Annotated in this window: 18 protein-coding genes and 2 pseudogenes; 10 read left to right on the forward strand and 10 right to left on the reverse strand. The window is 57.8% G+C overall.

Annotated elements, in window-relative coordinates; all coding sequences use genetic code 11:
• A partial coding sequence (locus tag AC07XM_RS17795; RefSeq protein ID WP_256596982.1) for a TIGR04141 family sporadically distributed protein occupies nucleotides 1–519 on the reverse strand: 519 nt, incomplete at its 3' end.
• A 181-nt stretch (nucleotides 520–700) separates the two neighbouring features.
• Here AC07XM_RS17795 and AC07XM_RS17800 point away from each other — a divergent pair.
• A complete protein-coding gene (locus AC07XM_RS17800) occupies nucleotides 701–910 on the forward strand; it encodes a hypothetical protein (RefSeq protein ID WP_054903770.1) in 210 nt (69 codons plus the stop codon).
• A gap of 2 nt (nucleotides 911–912) precedes the next feature.
• Nucleotides 913–1,239, forward strand: coding sequence for a hypothetical protein (locus AC07XM_RS17805; protein ID WP_054903769.1), 327 nt, complete (start codon nucleotides 913–915; stop codon nucleotides 1,237–1,239).
• Nucleotides 1,240–1,511: 272 nt separating this feature from the next.
• Here the strand turns inward: AC07XM_RS17805 and AC07XM_RS17810 are convergent, their stop codons facing one another.
• On the reverse strand, nucleotides 1,512–1,685 hold the full coding sequence (locus AC07XM_RS17810) for a hypothetical protein (protein ID WP_156340891.1): 174 nt from the start codon (nucleotides 1,683–1,685) through the stop codon (nucleotides 1,512–1,514).
• A 41-nt stretch (nucleotides 1,686–1,726) separates the two neighbouring features.
• Here AC07XM_RS17810 and AC07XM_RS17815 point away from each other — a divergent pair.
• Nucleotides 1,727–1,937, forward strand: a pseudogene (locus AC07XM_RS17815) (hypothetical protein); the annotation flags it as partial.
• 251 nt (nucleotides 1,938–2,188) lie between these two features.
• Here the strand turns inward: AC07XM_RS17815 and AC07XM_RS17820 are convergent.
• Entirely contained in the window at nucleotides 2,189–2,479 is a 291-nt protein-coding gene (locus AC07XM_RS17820) for a hypothetical protein (protein WP_054903766.1), read from the reverse strand.
• 175 nt (nucleotides 2,480–2,654) lie between these two features.
• Here AC07XM_RS17820 and AC07XM_RS17825 point away from each other — a divergent pair, with 175 nt between their 5' ends.
• Complete coding sequence (locus tag AC07XM_RS17825) at nucleotides 2,655–3,794, forward strand: glutathione-independent formaldehyde dehydrogenase (RefSeq protein ID WP_014859200.1); 1,140 nt, start codon at nucleotides 2,655–2,657, stop codon at nucleotides 3,792–3,794.
• Nucleotides 3,795–3,885: 91 nt separating this feature from the next.
• On the opposite strand, the gene AC07XM_RS17830 is transcribed toward AC07XM_RS17825, so the two are convergent.
• The 3 genes and pseudogenes from AC07XM_RS17830 to AC07XM_RS17840 all read right to left on the reverse strand — a co-directional run bounded on the left by AC07XM_RS17830 (nucleotide 3,886) and on the right by AC07XM_RS17840 (nucleotide 6,525).
• On the reverse strand, nucleotides 3,886–4,134 hold the full coding sequence (locus tag AC07XM_RS17830; RefSeq protein ID WP_016711391.1) for a hypothetical protein: 249 nt from the start codon (nucleotides 4,132–4,134) through the stop codon (nucleotides 3,886–3,888).
• 78 nt (nucleotides 4,135–4,212) lie between these two features.
• Nucleotides 4,213–4,677: a PA2171 family ribosome-binding persister protein gene (locus tag AC07XM_RS17835; protein WP_054903765.1), complete on the reverse strand. Its 465-nt coding sequence runs from the start codon at nucleotides 4,675–4,677 to the stop codon at nucleotides 4,213–4,215.
• A 93-nt stretch (nucleotides 4,678–4,770) separates the two neighbouring features.
• Nucleotides 4,771–6,525 (reverse strand): annotated as a pseudogene (locus tag AC07XM_RS17840) (glycoside hydrolase family 15 protein).
• A 248-nt stretch (nucleotides 6,526–6,773) separates the two neighbouring features.
• On the opposite strand from AC07XM_RS17840, the gene AC07XM_RS17845 reads away from it, so the two are divergent.
• Nucleotides 6,774–7,007: a hypothetical protein gene (locus AC07XM_RS17845; protein ID WP_146024565.1), complete on the forward strand. Its 234-nt coding sequence runs from the start codon at nucleotides 6,774–6,776 to the stop codon at nucleotides 7,005–7,007.
• 35 nt (nucleotides 7,008–7,042) lie between these two features.
• Here AC07XM_RS17845 and AC07XM_RS17850 read toward each other — a convergent pair whose 3' ends face one another.
• From AC07XM_RS17850 to AC07XM_RS17860, 3 genes are read right to left on the reverse strand one after another with little or no spacing between them, the layout of a single operon-like run.
• On the reverse strand, nucleotides 7,043–7,486 hold the full coding sequence (locus tag AC07XM_RS17850) for a DUF421 domain-containing protein (protein ID WP_054902874.1): 444 nt from the start codon (nucleotides 7,484–7,486) through the stop codon (nucleotides 7,043–7,045).
• A 9-nt stretch (nucleotides 7,487–7,495) separates the two neighbouring features.
• Complete coding sequence (locus AC07XM_RS17855; protein WP_054902873.1) at nucleotides 7,496–8,002, reverse strand: hypothetical protein; 507 nt, start codon at nucleotides 8,000–8,002, stop codon at nucleotides 7,496–7,498.
• Nucleotides 8,003–8,013: 11 nt separating this feature from the next.
• Nucleotides 8,014–8,517, reverse strand: coding sequence for a CinA family protein (locus AC07XM_RS17860; RefSeq protein ID WP_054902872.1), 504 nt, complete (start codon nucleotides 8,515–8,517; stop codon nucleotides 8,014–8,016).
• Nucleotides 8,518–8,670: 153 nt separating this feature from the next.
• On the opposite strand from AC07XM_RS17860, the gene AC07XM_RS17865 reads away from it, so the two are divergent.
• Nucleotides 8,671–8,832, forward strand: coding sequence for a hypothetical protein (locus AC07XM_RS17865; RefSeq protein ID WP_172455974.1), 162 nt, complete (start codon nucleotides 8,671–8,673; stop codon nucleotides 8,830–8,832).
• Nucleotides 8,833–8,884: 52 nt separating this feature from the next.
• Here the strand turns inward: AC07XM_RS17865 and AC07XM_RS17870 are convergent, their stop codons facing one another.
• A complete protein-coding gene (locus tag AC07XM_RS17870; protein WP_054902871.1) occupies nucleotides 8,885–9,742 on the reverse strand; it encodes an SDR family oxidoreductase in 858 nt (285 codons plus the stop codon).
• A 196-nt stretch (nucleotides 9,743–9,938) separates the two neighbouring features.
• On the opposite strand from AC07XM_RS17870, the gene AC07XM_RS17875 reads away from it, so the two are divergent.
• From AC07XM_RS17875 to AC07XM_RS17890, 4 genes are all read left to right on the forward strand, one after another.
• Complete coding sequence (locus AC07XM_RS17875) at nucleotides 9,939–10,463, forward strand: hypothetical protein (RefSeq protein ID WP_054902870.1); 525 nt, start codon at nucleotides 9,939–9,941, stop codon at nucleotides 10,461–10,463.
• 32 nt (nucleotides 10,464–10,495) lie between these two features.
• Nucleotides 10,496–11,569, forward strand: a complete 1,074-nt coding sequence (locus tag AC07XM_RS17880; RefSeq protein WP_060510440.1) for a zinc-binding metallopeptidase family protein — start codon at nucleotides 10,496–10,498, stop codon at nucleotides 11,567–11,569.
• Nucleotides 11,570–11,785: 216 nt separating this feature from the next.
• Nucleotides 11,786–12,733 (forward strand): alpha/beta hydrolase, encoded by a 948-nt coding sequence (locus tag AC07XM_RS17885; protein ID WP_245353424.1) that lies wholly within the window; start codon nucleotides 11,786–11,788, stop codon nucleotides 12,731–12,733.
• 55 nt (nucleotides 12,734–12,788) lie between these two features.
• On the forward strand, nucleotides 12,789–13,886 hold the full coding sequence (locus AC07XM_RS17890; RefSeq protein ID WP_054902867.1) for a catalase family protein: 1,098 nt from the start codon (nucleotides 12,789–12,791) through the stop codon (nucleotides 13,884–13,886).
• Nucleotides 13,887–13,912 lie beyond the last annotated feature (26 nt).

The raw sequence follows: 13,912 nt of genomic DNA on the forward strand, positions 1-13,912 counted from the left end.
CGGGCAAGGCTTTGTTTTCCACCCGTTCTTGTCCGAGCTGGTCTGTGTGCTGAGGGGTGAGTTGGCCAGACGGTTACAGTCGAATTCGGTTATCGACAACAGCCTCGACGACTGCGCCTTTGAGCGTAACGGAGTGCGGTCAATGTTGGATTTCTCCACAGACTTGATCAGCAGTGGATCCGTAAGGCTGAGCGCGGTGCGTAGCCCGAAGTAGCGCTCAATCGCGAGAGGATCAATCAGGTGCCTGGCATGGCCAAAAGTGAAGCAAAAAACCCTGCCTCTAATTGCCAGGACGAGCAGCGCTTTGAGCGATCTGCCGGTCAGATCAAGGCCCGCTACTTCTGGAACAGCGCCGAAGAGCTGCGTCCACTTTGGATGGGAAGGGTTTTTCTGGTGATAGAAGAGGCATTCAACATCACCTAACGCGAACGCGATTGGTCGTAGGTTGACCTCGTCGGAAAGCGCGTCCTGGATGGTTCGCCCTTCCTTGAGCAAGAACACATTGATTGTGATCTTCACGCATCACTCCTTGACCCCTCGCCTTGATGTTAAATTGGCATCTGCCACTGCCCCCGTCAAGCCAGGTAAACGACGCGCTAGGCCACCTACTTTGGCCAAGGTGGGGATCATGAAATTAGGGTGTGCAGCACCCGTACGCGCTACCCTGTTGTATCACTCATGCAATGCACGAGGAGCGCAAATGAAGCGAAATCTGGATTCAATGCTTATGCCCGACTCTCCCGCTGTGCAAGAAGCCGTTGAGGCCATGAAGCGCTATCACCAAGCCCAAGACACAGGCGAGCCTGATTGCGAAGTCGAGCGGCTAAGATTGGCAGCAGAACAGCTGTTCCAGTCAATCAGCGACTACCAGCTCGCAGCCTTGGGGCATCAACCCCTTGTTCGCCACTGAGCATGGCTGAGCACCCTCAGACTCCCGATGGACGCTATTTCGTGGTGAGGGGGCGCCTATGGCGATGCAGCGATCCCACGCTCACCGTTGAGCACCGGCAGCAACTGGTCGACGCATTGATGGACGCTCGACGTGCAGTGAAGCTGGCAAAGGCAGCCAATGATCCTGACCAGCTTCTGAGAGCCAGGCAACAGGTTGACCAGGCGAAAGTTGCCTTGGGTGAGCGCGGGCCAGTTTGGTGGAGCGATGGTGCGCCCGATTACAACCGCAAGCTGGTCACCAACTCGCCTTACCATAGCTGGTACCAAGCTTTGAAATCTGGAGCCTAGCGGGCGCTATGCACCAGTGCACGCTCAGTCCTTACTCGATATATTGATGATCAGCCCGGTTATCGAGTAAGCACAGTTTGTCATTCTTTGAGTGGAATTACCCAGCGGCCCGGGACACTGAGCATCTCGTTTGGGAGGCCGCTGTGGCGGCCTATGGCGCGGATCTGCCTGCCATCCTCAGTGACCTTCTCAATCGCTACACTCGCAGTCCTGGGATGGATACTGTCGCTCGCGTAACTCCTGAATGCCTATAGATTTGGTTCGGATGCTGCTCAAGCTGAAGTTTCTGCAGATGTTACGAAGGCATGTTGAGCAGCCTGCAGCCGCTCTTGCAGCCGGGCAACATAGGCCTCAGCTTCAACTGCATTCGCGAACGAAACTGGATGGCCGTCAATGATCATTTTGCAGCCTGATCCGTGTTCGTCGACCTGGATATCGATCTTCATGCCCGCCATCTCCTTGGTGTTGTTTTGGCGGCGCGGAGGGTGTGCGGTTGTCGCGAACAGGCAGCACGCAAATTGTTCATAGGCGTGTATGCCGGCAGCGGTATGGCACTGCATGAAGAAGCCTTCGACACGCGTCCAGGAGAGTCGATGACGCGTGCCTTGGTCTGGGGGGACGTGCGAGGTGCCTCGCTACCGAGCGCAACCAGCCTTCGCAACGGCTTGCTTGAACAAGCAGCTGGAAGCCGTGGGTAGCAATTTCCTCTCAGCGATCCACGGCTTGATGAGTCCAGGTGACATAAGCCGCTTTGAGAGATTGAGGCAGTTGTGGGGAATCGGGTTTCAATTCGCCCGATTTCTTCACCCACTCGGTGAGCCAGGCGATGACCAAAGTTCGAGTGACAGGGCTGGGCCCAACCTGGCGCTCCAGTTCGGCAGCTACCTGATCTAGGAACGCGATCTTCAGCGTCCAACTGGGCTAGCTGATCAGCCATTGTCTCGTCCTCCTACCCCACGTGCTGCTTCGGTTCTTGGGCGGATAGAGCCAGGGCACGACCCCGGCCAGCGCCCCGCGCCATGGCCCTAGTTACGTATTCACCAGGCCTTTTTGCATAGGCTTCCTCAATCCTAGCCAAGCCCGAGCGCTCGTAGATCCCGATGAACAACTGGGTGTCCCCTGTGCGGGAAAGCCGAACCTGAACATCGAGCTTGGCTCCGTCATCTAGTTCCTCCACATGGGAATGGAGCTGCAGAGCTGGATCTGCACAAGCCCAAAATACCGCTCCACGATGTCGCATCCTTGCCTCATCAGGTCTTCCTCATTCGCTACATACAAGGACGCGAAATCATAGAGCAACGATGATTAGTACCACCGATCCGAGCTGCGACAGACTGTGGTGAACACCTGAGGCTCAGCGATTACCTGAAAAAGGTAGGGCGCATTTCCGTCGCCCCTGACTTTGGGAGTTCAGCATGAAAGCCATCGTGTACAACGGCCCACGTGACGTCGCGGTCAAGGATGTACCAGACGCAAAAATTGAAAAGCCTACGGACGTGCTGGTACGCATTACCACGACCAACATCTGCGGTTCTGATTTGCACATGTACGAGGGCCGCACCTCGTTTGAAGCCGGGAGAGTCTTTGGTCACGAAAATCTCGGTGAGGTGATCGAGGTGGGGGCAGGGGTCGACAGGGTCAAAGTCGGTGACCGTGTCTGCTTACCCTTCAATATTGGCTGTGGATTCTGTGAGAACTGTGAAAAAGGCCTCACTGGGTTCTGCCTTACAGCGAATCCTGGTGCTGCGGGCGCCGCTTACGGTTTTGCCGAGATGGGCCCGTATCAGGGCGGGCAGGCCGAATTGCTGCGCGTGCCCTATGCGGATTTCAACTGCCTGGTACTACCGGAAGATGCCCAAGAGCGTGAGGATGACTACGTCATGCTCTCGGATATCTTCCCTACAGGTTGGCATGCAACAGAGCTTGCCGGTTTGCTACCGGGTGAAAGCATTGCGATTTACGGCGCAGGGCCTGTCGGCCTGATGGCCGCCCATTCGGCAATCATCAAAGGTGCATCTCAGGTGTTCGTCATCGACAACCAACCGGATCGTCTGCAACTTGCCGCGCAGCTGGGGGCAACCCCAATCAACGCAGTCGAGCAGAAGGCCGTGGAAGAGATCATGAACCTGACCCATGGCAAAGGCACCGACCGGGGATGTGAGTGCGTGGGCTACCAGTGCTGCGACAAGCATGGCCATGAAGCGAACTACCTCACCATGAACAACCTGGTCGCTTCAACCAAGGCCACAGGCGGCATTGGCGTGGTTGGTGTGTTCGTGCCAGAAGATCCTGGAGCGAAAAACGAACTGGCGAAGGAAGGCAAGATGGCCTTCGACTTCGGTGCGTTCTGGTTCAAGGGCCAGCAGATCCGGACAGGCCAGGCGAATGTGAAGGCCTACAATCGCCGCCTGGCAGAGCTCATCCATCATGGGCGCGCCAAGCCCTCGCAGATCATTTCCCATCGTTTGAAATTGGCCGAAGGCCCAGATGCCTACAAGCATTTCGATGCGCGGGATGATGGTTGGACGAAAGTGGTGCTCAAGCCTGCTGCGTGATCCGCTCTCACTGCTTCCAGGGAAGGAAGCTTGGCGAGAAGGGAGATCTGCATGCTTTAGAAGCTAGCCTCACCGGCTTGTCAGGGCGTTATCACCCGGCAATTTCCAGTTGTGTGTTCTTCCGCCACCCTCGCAGATTCATGGCGCAAAGGCAAAACTGCAGGATGATCAGAGCCCAGGCTTGTGCTTGCCAGCCCCACACAGCCCACAGCACGTTGCTTGCGATGAAACAGCAGAATCCTATCTTCCTTCTACCCGGACGGCGCGAACCGATGCACCAGGCTGCCAGTACGGTCATCACCATGGCAGGCCATTCAAGTAACCCGATCCAATATTCCATGAAACTTTCCAACTGATGATGGGATATCTGAAACTAATCACCTGCCAGCGTTCTGAGCGCTGGCAGGTGATCGCTTGACTAAGCCGCTCGCTTCTCGCCCTTGAGCATCTTTTTCTGCATTTCCATGGTTCGCCCCAGCTCCTCAAGGATGTCCTTGCTGAGCAGCTTCTTCGCCGTGGGGAACAGCTCGCCTTCTTCTTCCTCGATGTGATGCTCCAACAACTCTTTCATGACCTTGACCCGCCCGGCGAATTCGACGGTGCCGGTTTCGGTATGCAGGAGGTCGGGTAGGACGAGGGAGTCAACAGTCCGGTGTTCTTCCTTGGCCTCGTAGTACATCTTCGCTTCTTCCTTGCCACCCGCTTCCTTGATGGCCGGATAGAGAATTTCTTCTTCGAGCGCGGTGTGAATCTGCAGCTCCTGCTCGATCCTGTGGAGTAGATCGGCCCGTTTTTTCACTGCTCGCTCGGTGGTGGTCGACAGCTCTTCGAGCAGCTTCTTTACCAACTTGTGGTCTTGAATCAGTAAGTCGATAGCGTTCATGGCGTTACCTCATCACGGATTGAAAGAATGGAAAACTTGCCTGTGGTTGAGTGGCCGCCAAGCGAGACGGTTCAACGCAGATGATGTCTGGCGTCATCGTTCGGGATGGCAGCCCCCGATGGCCATTGCGGCCTTGAGGGCTGCCAGGTGAGTCAGGCCCTGCGGAAGGTTTCCCAGATATTGTCCAGTCTGCGGATCGATCATCTCCGAGTAGATGCCTACACCGTGTGACAGCCCTTGCAAAGCGTCTGCATAGGCGGCTTCGGCGCGATCCTGGTTATCCAGAATGGCCCAGGCTTCGATAAGCCAGAATGTGCAGGCCAGGAAGCAACCTTCCTCTTCCTGTGCATCGGTGTAGCGATAATGGAAAGCGCCGGCCCCCAGATCATGATCAATGGCTTCCAGCGTGCTGCGTAGACGTTCCTGGCTGGGGTAACCGAACCTGACGGCCAGTGCCAGTGAAGCGTCCAGTCGGTCGCTGCCTGGATAGAACAGGTATGCCTGACGCTCTTCGCTCCAGCAGTGCGCCTCGATCCATTGCTGGATGCGCTGTCGCTCGCGATCCCAGCGTTCCCGGCATGTAGTGGGAAGGTGACCGCCATCGGCCAATTCGATGGCCCGGCTCAAGGCTTGCCAACAGCTGATTTTAGACATCGTGTAATGCTGTTTTTCCGGCAACTCCCAGATACCGGCGTCCTGCTGACGCCAACAGTCTGCGCATTGGTCGGCAAGGCCTGAGAGGAGCATGGCGCTCGGGGAATCAAGAATATTGCCGCTGTCAATGAAACAGCGCGCTGTTTCGAAGATATCGCCGAAGACGCCGTGTTGAAGTTGGTCGCGGGCATCATTGCCGACGACTGGAGGGGAGTTCTTGTAGCCAGGCAGGTCGACCGGGCGCACGCAATCACCGATTGCACCATCGAGGGTATAAAACACCCGTGGCCCATGTTCATCCAGCCGGCGCAGCAGCCAAGTGAATGCAGCTTTTGCTTCTGGCTGCGCGCCGATGCCCAGAAATGCTTCGATGGTGTAGCCAGCGTCGCGTATCCAGGCGAAGCGGTAATCGTAGTTTTTGCTGCCGCCAATCCGTTCGGGAAGGGATGAGGTCGCTGCCGCCATGATCGAGCCACTTGGAGAGGACAGCAGCAGCTTGAGGGCCAGCGCATTTCTGATGACCTGGGTCTGGTACGGGCCGTCGTAGACCAGCCCCTTCTACCATTGGCACCACTCCCGATGCGAGCCGTCGATGCGTTCATCGATCAAGGCCAATGGGGGCACCACCAGGGGCTCATCTCGTCCTGCGATGATTGCGACCACTGAGCGTTGTCCTGCTGCAAGGCTAAGGACAGCACGCACGCCCATGTCATCCTTGCGTTCGATGTGCACCTGATGGTCGTGCAGGAACATGCCGAGTATTCGGCCCGCATGAAAAACGCAGGCATTGTCATTCGGCGCCACGTAGGGGCTTACCGTGTCGGCTTGGGTTCCGAAGTCGATGGCGATGTCGAAGTCGACCTTACCCTCGATACCTTCGATGCGTCTGGCGAGTTCGGCCCAAGGCAGGCGTCCAGCAGGGCCACTGTTCAAGGATTCCGTCAGCCGGGCACGACCCTGACTGGTAATGAAGATTGTCTCAAGGACGTTGCTGTCTGCCAGGTAGCGGCGCTCAGCAACGAATGCCTCGCTAGGGGTAATGGAAAAGAAGCCTCCAGTCTGAGGGGCCAGCAGCTTGTCGAATAGGGGAGGTGAATCCATGTGCGGCACACACCACCAGTCGATGGAACCGTCCAGACCAATCAGTGCCACAGAGCGCCCATCGCCGAGCGCACCATACTGCTCCAGGGGCAACCATCCACCCTCATCACGCTGAGGTGCACCCTGTTGAGCTTCTACCGGTTCTCTTTCCATCGGTATGCCTTCGAGATCACGTGTTCTGATTCCGACAGGGCTATCTGGCGTCTGGTTCGTCTTGTGTGAGCGCCGCCCAAATAGAGGGAATTTAGGATTGGCATGGATATCTCATGTAAAGCGAGACAAAAGGGCGCTTCGTCCCCTCGCATTTACCCTGCAGGGAACAAGAACAAAAGGGGGCTTACATGAGTTGTCTGATTTGCGCGGGGCAAGCTGAGTCCGTCGAATGCACCAGTGGCTGGGAAGAGCGACACTGTTCTCAATGCGGCTGTTACCGAATGTCCCAGGCGCTCATTCTGGTGATGATGGAAGAGGGTCAGATTTTTGATACCGAGCGGATGCGGGCCTGGCTGGTATCTCGGCGCGAATTGATGCCCATCCCTACCATCGACCATAGCCAGGCGATATTGGCACTTTAATCGGGCCTGGGCTCTACCACTGGCTACCTGGTGTCTCACTCAGCAGGAATGATCGAAATCTTTCCATTGCGTTCGACGATGGCGAACTTGACATGCTCTATGTTCTCGATGCCTTGGCTGTCCCGCGCTGACTCAAGGATATCGTCCTCCGTGAGGCGTGCCCGACGCATGCGGTGATGCAGAAAACGTCCATTCTCAACAACCAGGGTAGCGTGCCCATCCAGAAACCTGGCCAAGGGCTTGGAGTTGAGCTTCGCGAGCGAAAGGCCGACGTCCAAAACGATCAGCGTGGCAATCACCAGCATGGCATTGGTGAATGAAAAATCCTCGCCCAGAAGTGCCTGCTGGGTGGCTTCCCCAATGATCAGTAGCAAGACGAAGTCGAAAGTCGTCAGGTCGGCCAGTGAGCGCCGCCCGGCTACGCGAAACAGCAGCATGAGGGCGACGTACATCCCGGCTGCGCGGAGGATCGAATCCATGACGCACTCCTAGGGGTAAAGAAATGTGGAAAAGTGAACGGCGCTTTGGGGGCCAGCCCTGACGCTACCCTCCAGAGTGCCCACGTGATCACTTCTAAGGGTCAGGTACAAGGTGGCCAAGCCATCTTGCCCAGTACCCAGTTGGAACAGCATGGCCTGGCCATGGGACATCGACAGTTGCGGCTGCGGTTGCAACGTCTCGATACTGGCGTTACGAAGCAACGATCCCTCAAGTTGCACCTCCACCGGCTGACCGGAGATACCCTGAACGGTGATGAAAAGGCTGTCTGTCGTGCCACTTCGGCTGAGGCGCTGGTACTCGACCCGTACCCGGCCATCCTGGCTCACCACCTCGGCATCGCTCAGCGGGCCATTACCGAAGAGGCCTGCCAAGGCAAGCAATACGATGGCCACGAGCACGTACCACCCCACGCGCTCGAAGCGCCAGACGCGCTGCTGCATCGGCATATTTTCTTGAACAGGGTGACGTCTGGATACCAATTCATCTTCCGACATGACCACAGCCCTCAGGCGCGCTCACCGCGTAACCAGCGCTGGTGATAGTAGGAAAGCCGGGTCAACCCGAACAGGGCACCTTGGCGCATGACCTCAGACCGCTCGCCGAAGAAACGTTGAGTGCGCGTGAAAACGGCATTTGGCTCGCCGGCGAAAGCCCACGCAAAGCACATCGTCCCCGGTGGTATCCCGGATTCGGGCGCCGGCCCGGCTACCCCGGTGGTGGCGATCACAACATTTGCATCGCTGTCTCTCAAGGCGCCCAAGGCCATTTCCCAAGCTACTGCTTCGCTGGTCAGGCCGTATCGTTCGATGGTTTCGGCGCTGACCCCCAGCAGGCGTTTCTTGGCGCTGGGTGAGTAGACGACGTAGCCGCTTTCCAGCACCTCTCCTGTACCCGGTACCGCGGCCAACAAAGCCACCATGCAGCCCGCAGTGCACGATTCTGCGGTGGTCAAAATCAGTTTGTTGTTTTTGAGATAGCCGAGGGCGGCCAGTACAGGGTCGTTTTCCATTCCAGAATCGACTCGCTTGTTTTGCGGTGGACGCGAGCCTGGGGTAATTGGTTCATCGCCCCTGTTGCCCGCCCATCTCCTGAAGTGTCACTGACCTGAACTTTGCCCCGTGGATTGGCTTCCCTTGTTCAAAGGCAATGGGAGGAGAGCAACATGCAGAAAGTGAGCGACAGGCAAAAAGAAGGTGCGCAGACAAGGCCGCATGGGGAAGAGGAGCGAGACAACGATGCTCATCGTCCGGATGGATCCACCGGCACATCACATGACTCGACAGCGCAAAAAACGGCCCGTGATCACGATCAGCACAAACGCTGAAACTGCCACGCAAAACGGTTTGAGGCTCGCCAACTCGGCGAGCCTCTTTTCGCTAAAGGATCGGTTTGCCCCCAGTCACTGCGTAACGTGAGCCACTTATATAACTGGCCTCGTCGGAGCCCAGCAGCACGTAGATCGGCGCGACCTCCACCGGTTGACCAGGACGTCCCAGTGGTGTTTTCGAACCGAAGTTCTTGACCGCTTCATCTGGCATGGTGGAAGGAATTAGAGGCGTCCAGATAGGCCCTGGCGCAACGCTGTTGACCCGAATGCCTTTCTTGCCTAGCAGCTGAGCCAGGCCAGCAGTGAAGTTGGCAATGGCCCCCTTGGTCGTGGCGTAGGCCAGCAGGCTGGGGGATGGATCGTCGGAATTGACCGAGCTCGTATTGATGATCGAACTGCCCTTGGGCATGGAAGGCAGGGCCGCCTGGCAAATCCGGAAGATGGCGGTGATGTTGGTATCGAAGGTTTTCACCCATTCATCATCGTCGATCTCTTCCAAGGTCTCGTGGGACATCTGGAACGCCGCGTTGTTGACCAGGATGTCGATACGCCCGAACTGGCTGACGGTCTTTTCGACGATGTCGTAGCAGTGCTGTTTCTGCGCCAGGTCTCCGGGCAACAACAGGCATTGACGGCCTGCGGACTCAACCCAGCGCGCGGTTTCTTGCGCGTCGTCATGCTCATTCAGATAAGCGATAGCGACGTCGGCGCCTTCACGGGCATAGGCAATCGCCACTGCCCGCCCGATGCCGCTGTCTGCTCCGGTGATAAGGGCAATCTTGCCTTCGAGTCGATTGTGGCCGGTATACGACTGCTCACCACAATCCGGGTAAGGCTCCATCTTGCGTTGTGAGCCGGGGACATTTTGAGGCTGCGAAGGGAAGGGTGGGGTAGGGAAGTCGCGCATGGTAGAAGCTCCTGCAGTTGAGAACGTTCATACCGGTTCGAAAAGCCTGGCCTGCGCGTGTTGGTTTCAATCTGCGGTTGGTACGACGAGCGGTGCGGAATATCAATCCAATTGAATTCCATGCCCCATCGCCTGTTCTACCGGACTCAGCTCCAGTCTCATCTCTTCGCTCGGAGCCCAATTCCCGGAGTAGCGAGTGTCTCGAATCATTACCCCAGCGACCCCTGAGCACGAGATCAGCGAGCACAATGCCAGGATGTTTGGCTCTCCCAAGGAGCGTCTGGATTTTTACCGGCGTGAGATCCAGTACGAAACCAGCATCCTGGCCAACCGTACGGATGCCTACCTGGCGGCGCAGTCATTCCTGGTCATCGCTTTCGTCTCATCCATGGGAAACCTCAATCAAGGGTGGGGCGAGATGTTCACCCTCATCGTGCCCGCGTTCCTCGCCTTGCTCGGGGTACTGAGTTCGCTCAACGCCTGGCCTGGCATCCGGGCGGCGTACAACATCATCGATCACTGGCAGTTCAAGCAGAGCCACCTGCTGCGCAGCGAGCCATTGATGGGGTTGGCTTACGACGAGTCGCCGCTGTTCTGTGAGGCGGAAACCTCGCGTGCAGGGCATCGAAAGTCATTGCTGTTCTCGCTACGGACGCCGTGGATCTTTCTGGTGTTCTGGGTGTTATTGGGTAGCTACTCGGTTTACATCCAACTGGCCTGAACACGTTTGCGTGCAAACATGGAGGTAACGTTTTGACGACTGAGGCATTACTGACCGAGCTCCTCAACGCCCGAGGGCCGGGCGGACAAGAAGATGAAGTACGGGCCATTTGTCTGCGCGAGCTGCGCCTATTCTGTGATGACACGCACATCGACCCTGCTGGCAATGTGGTGGGGGTGATTCGTGGGGGCCGCACTGGTAGCCCAGAGGCAGCCATACGCGTTATGGCCCACCTCGATGAGATCGCGATGATCGTCAAAAATGTGCTGGAGAACGGCACCCTGGAGGTGCTCGCTCTAGGTGGTTCGCAACCGATAAGCTTCGGTGTCTGCCCTGTCGATATCCTGGGCGATGAACACATCCTGCCGGGTGTTTTGTCCTACGGTTCCATGCACAACAGCGGTCGTACTTCGAATGGAAGAGACGTGCTGGCAGGAAATGTTCAGTGGAAAGATGTCTATATCGTCACGCGCAAGAGCCAGTCGGATCTCCAGCAACTTGGCGTTCGGCCTGGTACTCGAGTCGTGCTCAGTCAGCACTGGCGTAAGCCCTTCAAGGTACATGACTGTATTGCCGCTCACTTCCTCGACGACCGAGCTCCGCTGAGCGCTGTCATTCTCTGTGCGAAGCTGCTGAGTGAACGGCGAGGAAAACTGAAGCAGGACGTTTGGTTCGTGCTTACGACGCTGGAGGAAGAGTCGAATGCCGGCGCCATGTACGCAGCTTCCCGACTGCCCGGCGACACTACAATCGCTGTCGAGGTCGGCCCTGTACTTGAGGAATATGGCACGGAGCTTTCGGCCAACCCGATCATCAATACCGGCGACCAGAAGGGATACTACAGCCGCACCGTGGTGCAGGGCCTGATCGCCGCTGGCCTAAAGGCCGGCTTTAAGCCCCAGTCGGCATTGCTCGTCGATTTTGCATCCGATGCAAGCGCGGTGATGAGCGCCGGGATCGATGCCCGGGCTGGTTGCATTGCTATACCGACCGAGAATACCCATGGCTTCGAAATGGTGCTTCTGGAGGGGATTACGGCCTGCGCCGCAACACTGGTCGAATTCATGCTGGATGCCCATCTGTCCGACATTTCAAGAACTGGCTGAACGCCATTGGAGTAGGGCGCCCTGAGCTTAAGACAGGCGAAGAAACCTTCGCCCTCGCCTTGGGAGTGTCCTATGCAAAAGTGCCATTGGGTGGCTGCGGTTTCGGTCTTGGGGGTCTCGATAGCGCTGGGCGGGTGCGCCCGCGATCCTGAAAAGCGCTCGGTCTCCGAGCTTGCTGTGAGTGGCACCAAAAGTCTTTTGCGCACGGATTCCGACATGCAGAAGCTGCTGAACAAGTTTGCCAGCTTCGATGCCAAGGCCATCGAGAAGACCACGCCTCAGGAGGCCCGTCAGCAGCCGACCATGGCCGATGCTGTGAAGGGCGTGCTGGAAGATCAGAAACGCAGTTCGAGCCCCGAGTCATTGGTGCCCGGCGTCACCACGCGGGAAATCTCGATACCCAGCCCGTCAGGCTCCATGCCGGCCACGGTGTATACGCCGCCAGGCAATGGCCCTCTCCCAGCGGTGCTGTTCTTCCACGGCGGCGGTTGGGTGATAGCAGATCGGAAAGTTTACGATGGCGGCGCACGCGGGTTGGCCAAGCAAGCCGATGCCGTGGTGGTATCGGTCGATTACCGCTTGGCTCCTGAGCACAAATTCCCCGCTGCGCATGACGATGCCCTGGCGGCTTACCGTTGGCTGGCAAGAAACGCCGCCTCCGTTGGCGGGGATCCAGAGCGCCTGGCATTGGCCGGCGAAAGCGCAGGCGGCAACCTCGCCGTCGCTACTGCAATGGGCGCCCGAGATGCTGGCCTGACAGCACCGAAACACGTCCTTTCGGTGTATCCGGTTGCGCAGTCGAGCACCGATACCGCTTCCTACCTCAAGTACGCCGATGCCATGCCGCTGAATCGTCCGATGATGCTGTGGTTCATCGGCCAAGTCACCAGTTCGCCTGCCGATGTCCAGGATCCACGTATCAACCTCGTCAAGGCTGACCTGCATGGCTTGCCTCCGGTGACCATCATCAACGCGGAAATCGATCCGCTGCGCGACGATGGCGCCCAGTTGGAGCAGGCGCTACGCACAGCAGGTGTGGCGGTAGATCGCAAAGTCTACGACGGCGTGACGCACGAGTTCTTCGGCACTGCCGCCGTCGTGAAGAAGGCTGAGGACGCACAGGCCTATGCGGGTCAGCGCCTGAAAACTGACCTCGCCAAATAGAGCGCAAGCATGCGTTAACGCCAATCAGTGCCCTTGAGGCAGCCGGAGAATCCTGATGAATAACCAACCGGATACACCCGTTGCAATTATGCCGCTGCGCTTCCAGCCCTCTTTCGAGCAAATTCCGGATGACGAAGCCGAGACGAGCAGGGAGCTGGCTGAAACCCTACGGCAGATCATGGAAACCACGTTCAAGGACAACGGCCACGCCAACCGCAGTGTCCATGCCAAGGGACACGGATTGCTGCGCGGGAAAGTGACCATCCTCGAAGGACTGCCAGCGGAACTGGCACAAGGTGCCTTTGCCAAGCCCGCTACGCTGCCGGCCTTTCTGCGGTTTTCCACCAACCCAGGGGATGTGCTCGATGACAAGGTATCGACCCCGAGGGGCTTGGCACTGAAGATCGTGGGTGTCGAAGGCTCCCGCCTACCTGGCAGTGAGGGGCAGGTGACCCAGGACTTCGTCACCGAGAATGCCAAAGCCTTCACCTCGGCAACGCCCAAGGCGTTCCTGAAAACGCTGAAGATGCTCGCGAAGACGACGGACAAGGCACCAGGCATGAAGAAGGCACTGTCAGCCGCACTGCGGGGAGTGGAATCGCTGGTCGAATCGGTGGGCGGCGAAAGCGCTACGCTGAAGAGCCTCGGTGGCCATCCCCAGACGCATATTCTGGGCGAGACCTTCACCACGGTGGTGCCGATCCTCTACGGCCCTTATTACGCCAAGCTGGCCATTGTTCCTGTGTCGCCCTCGCTAACCGAGTTGACTGATCTCAAAGTGGAGCTGAAGGGCGACCCGGACGGGCTTCGCCATGCCGTAGAGGCGTTTTTCAGGCAGAACGGCGGCATCTGGGAGCTGCGTGTGCAGCTGGCCACTGACATCGAGAAGATGGCCATCGAGGACGCATCAGTGAAATGGTCGGAAGCGTTGAGCCCCTACGTGACAGTTGCCAGGGTAGAGGTCGAACCGCAGGCCGCCTGGGATGATGAAAAGGTACGCGACATCGATGATGGCATGGCATTCAGCCCCTGGCATGGGTTGGCTGCGCATCGTCCCCTGGGAGGCATCATGCGGGTGCGCAGGCCCTCATACGAAATGTCAGCGCAGTTTCGCGCTACGCACAATGGGTGCCCGATTCACGAACCGCGTTGAATTTACGCAGTTGGCACATTTTCCAT

The organism is Pseudomonas sp. GW460-LB5, from assembly GCF_059423245.1.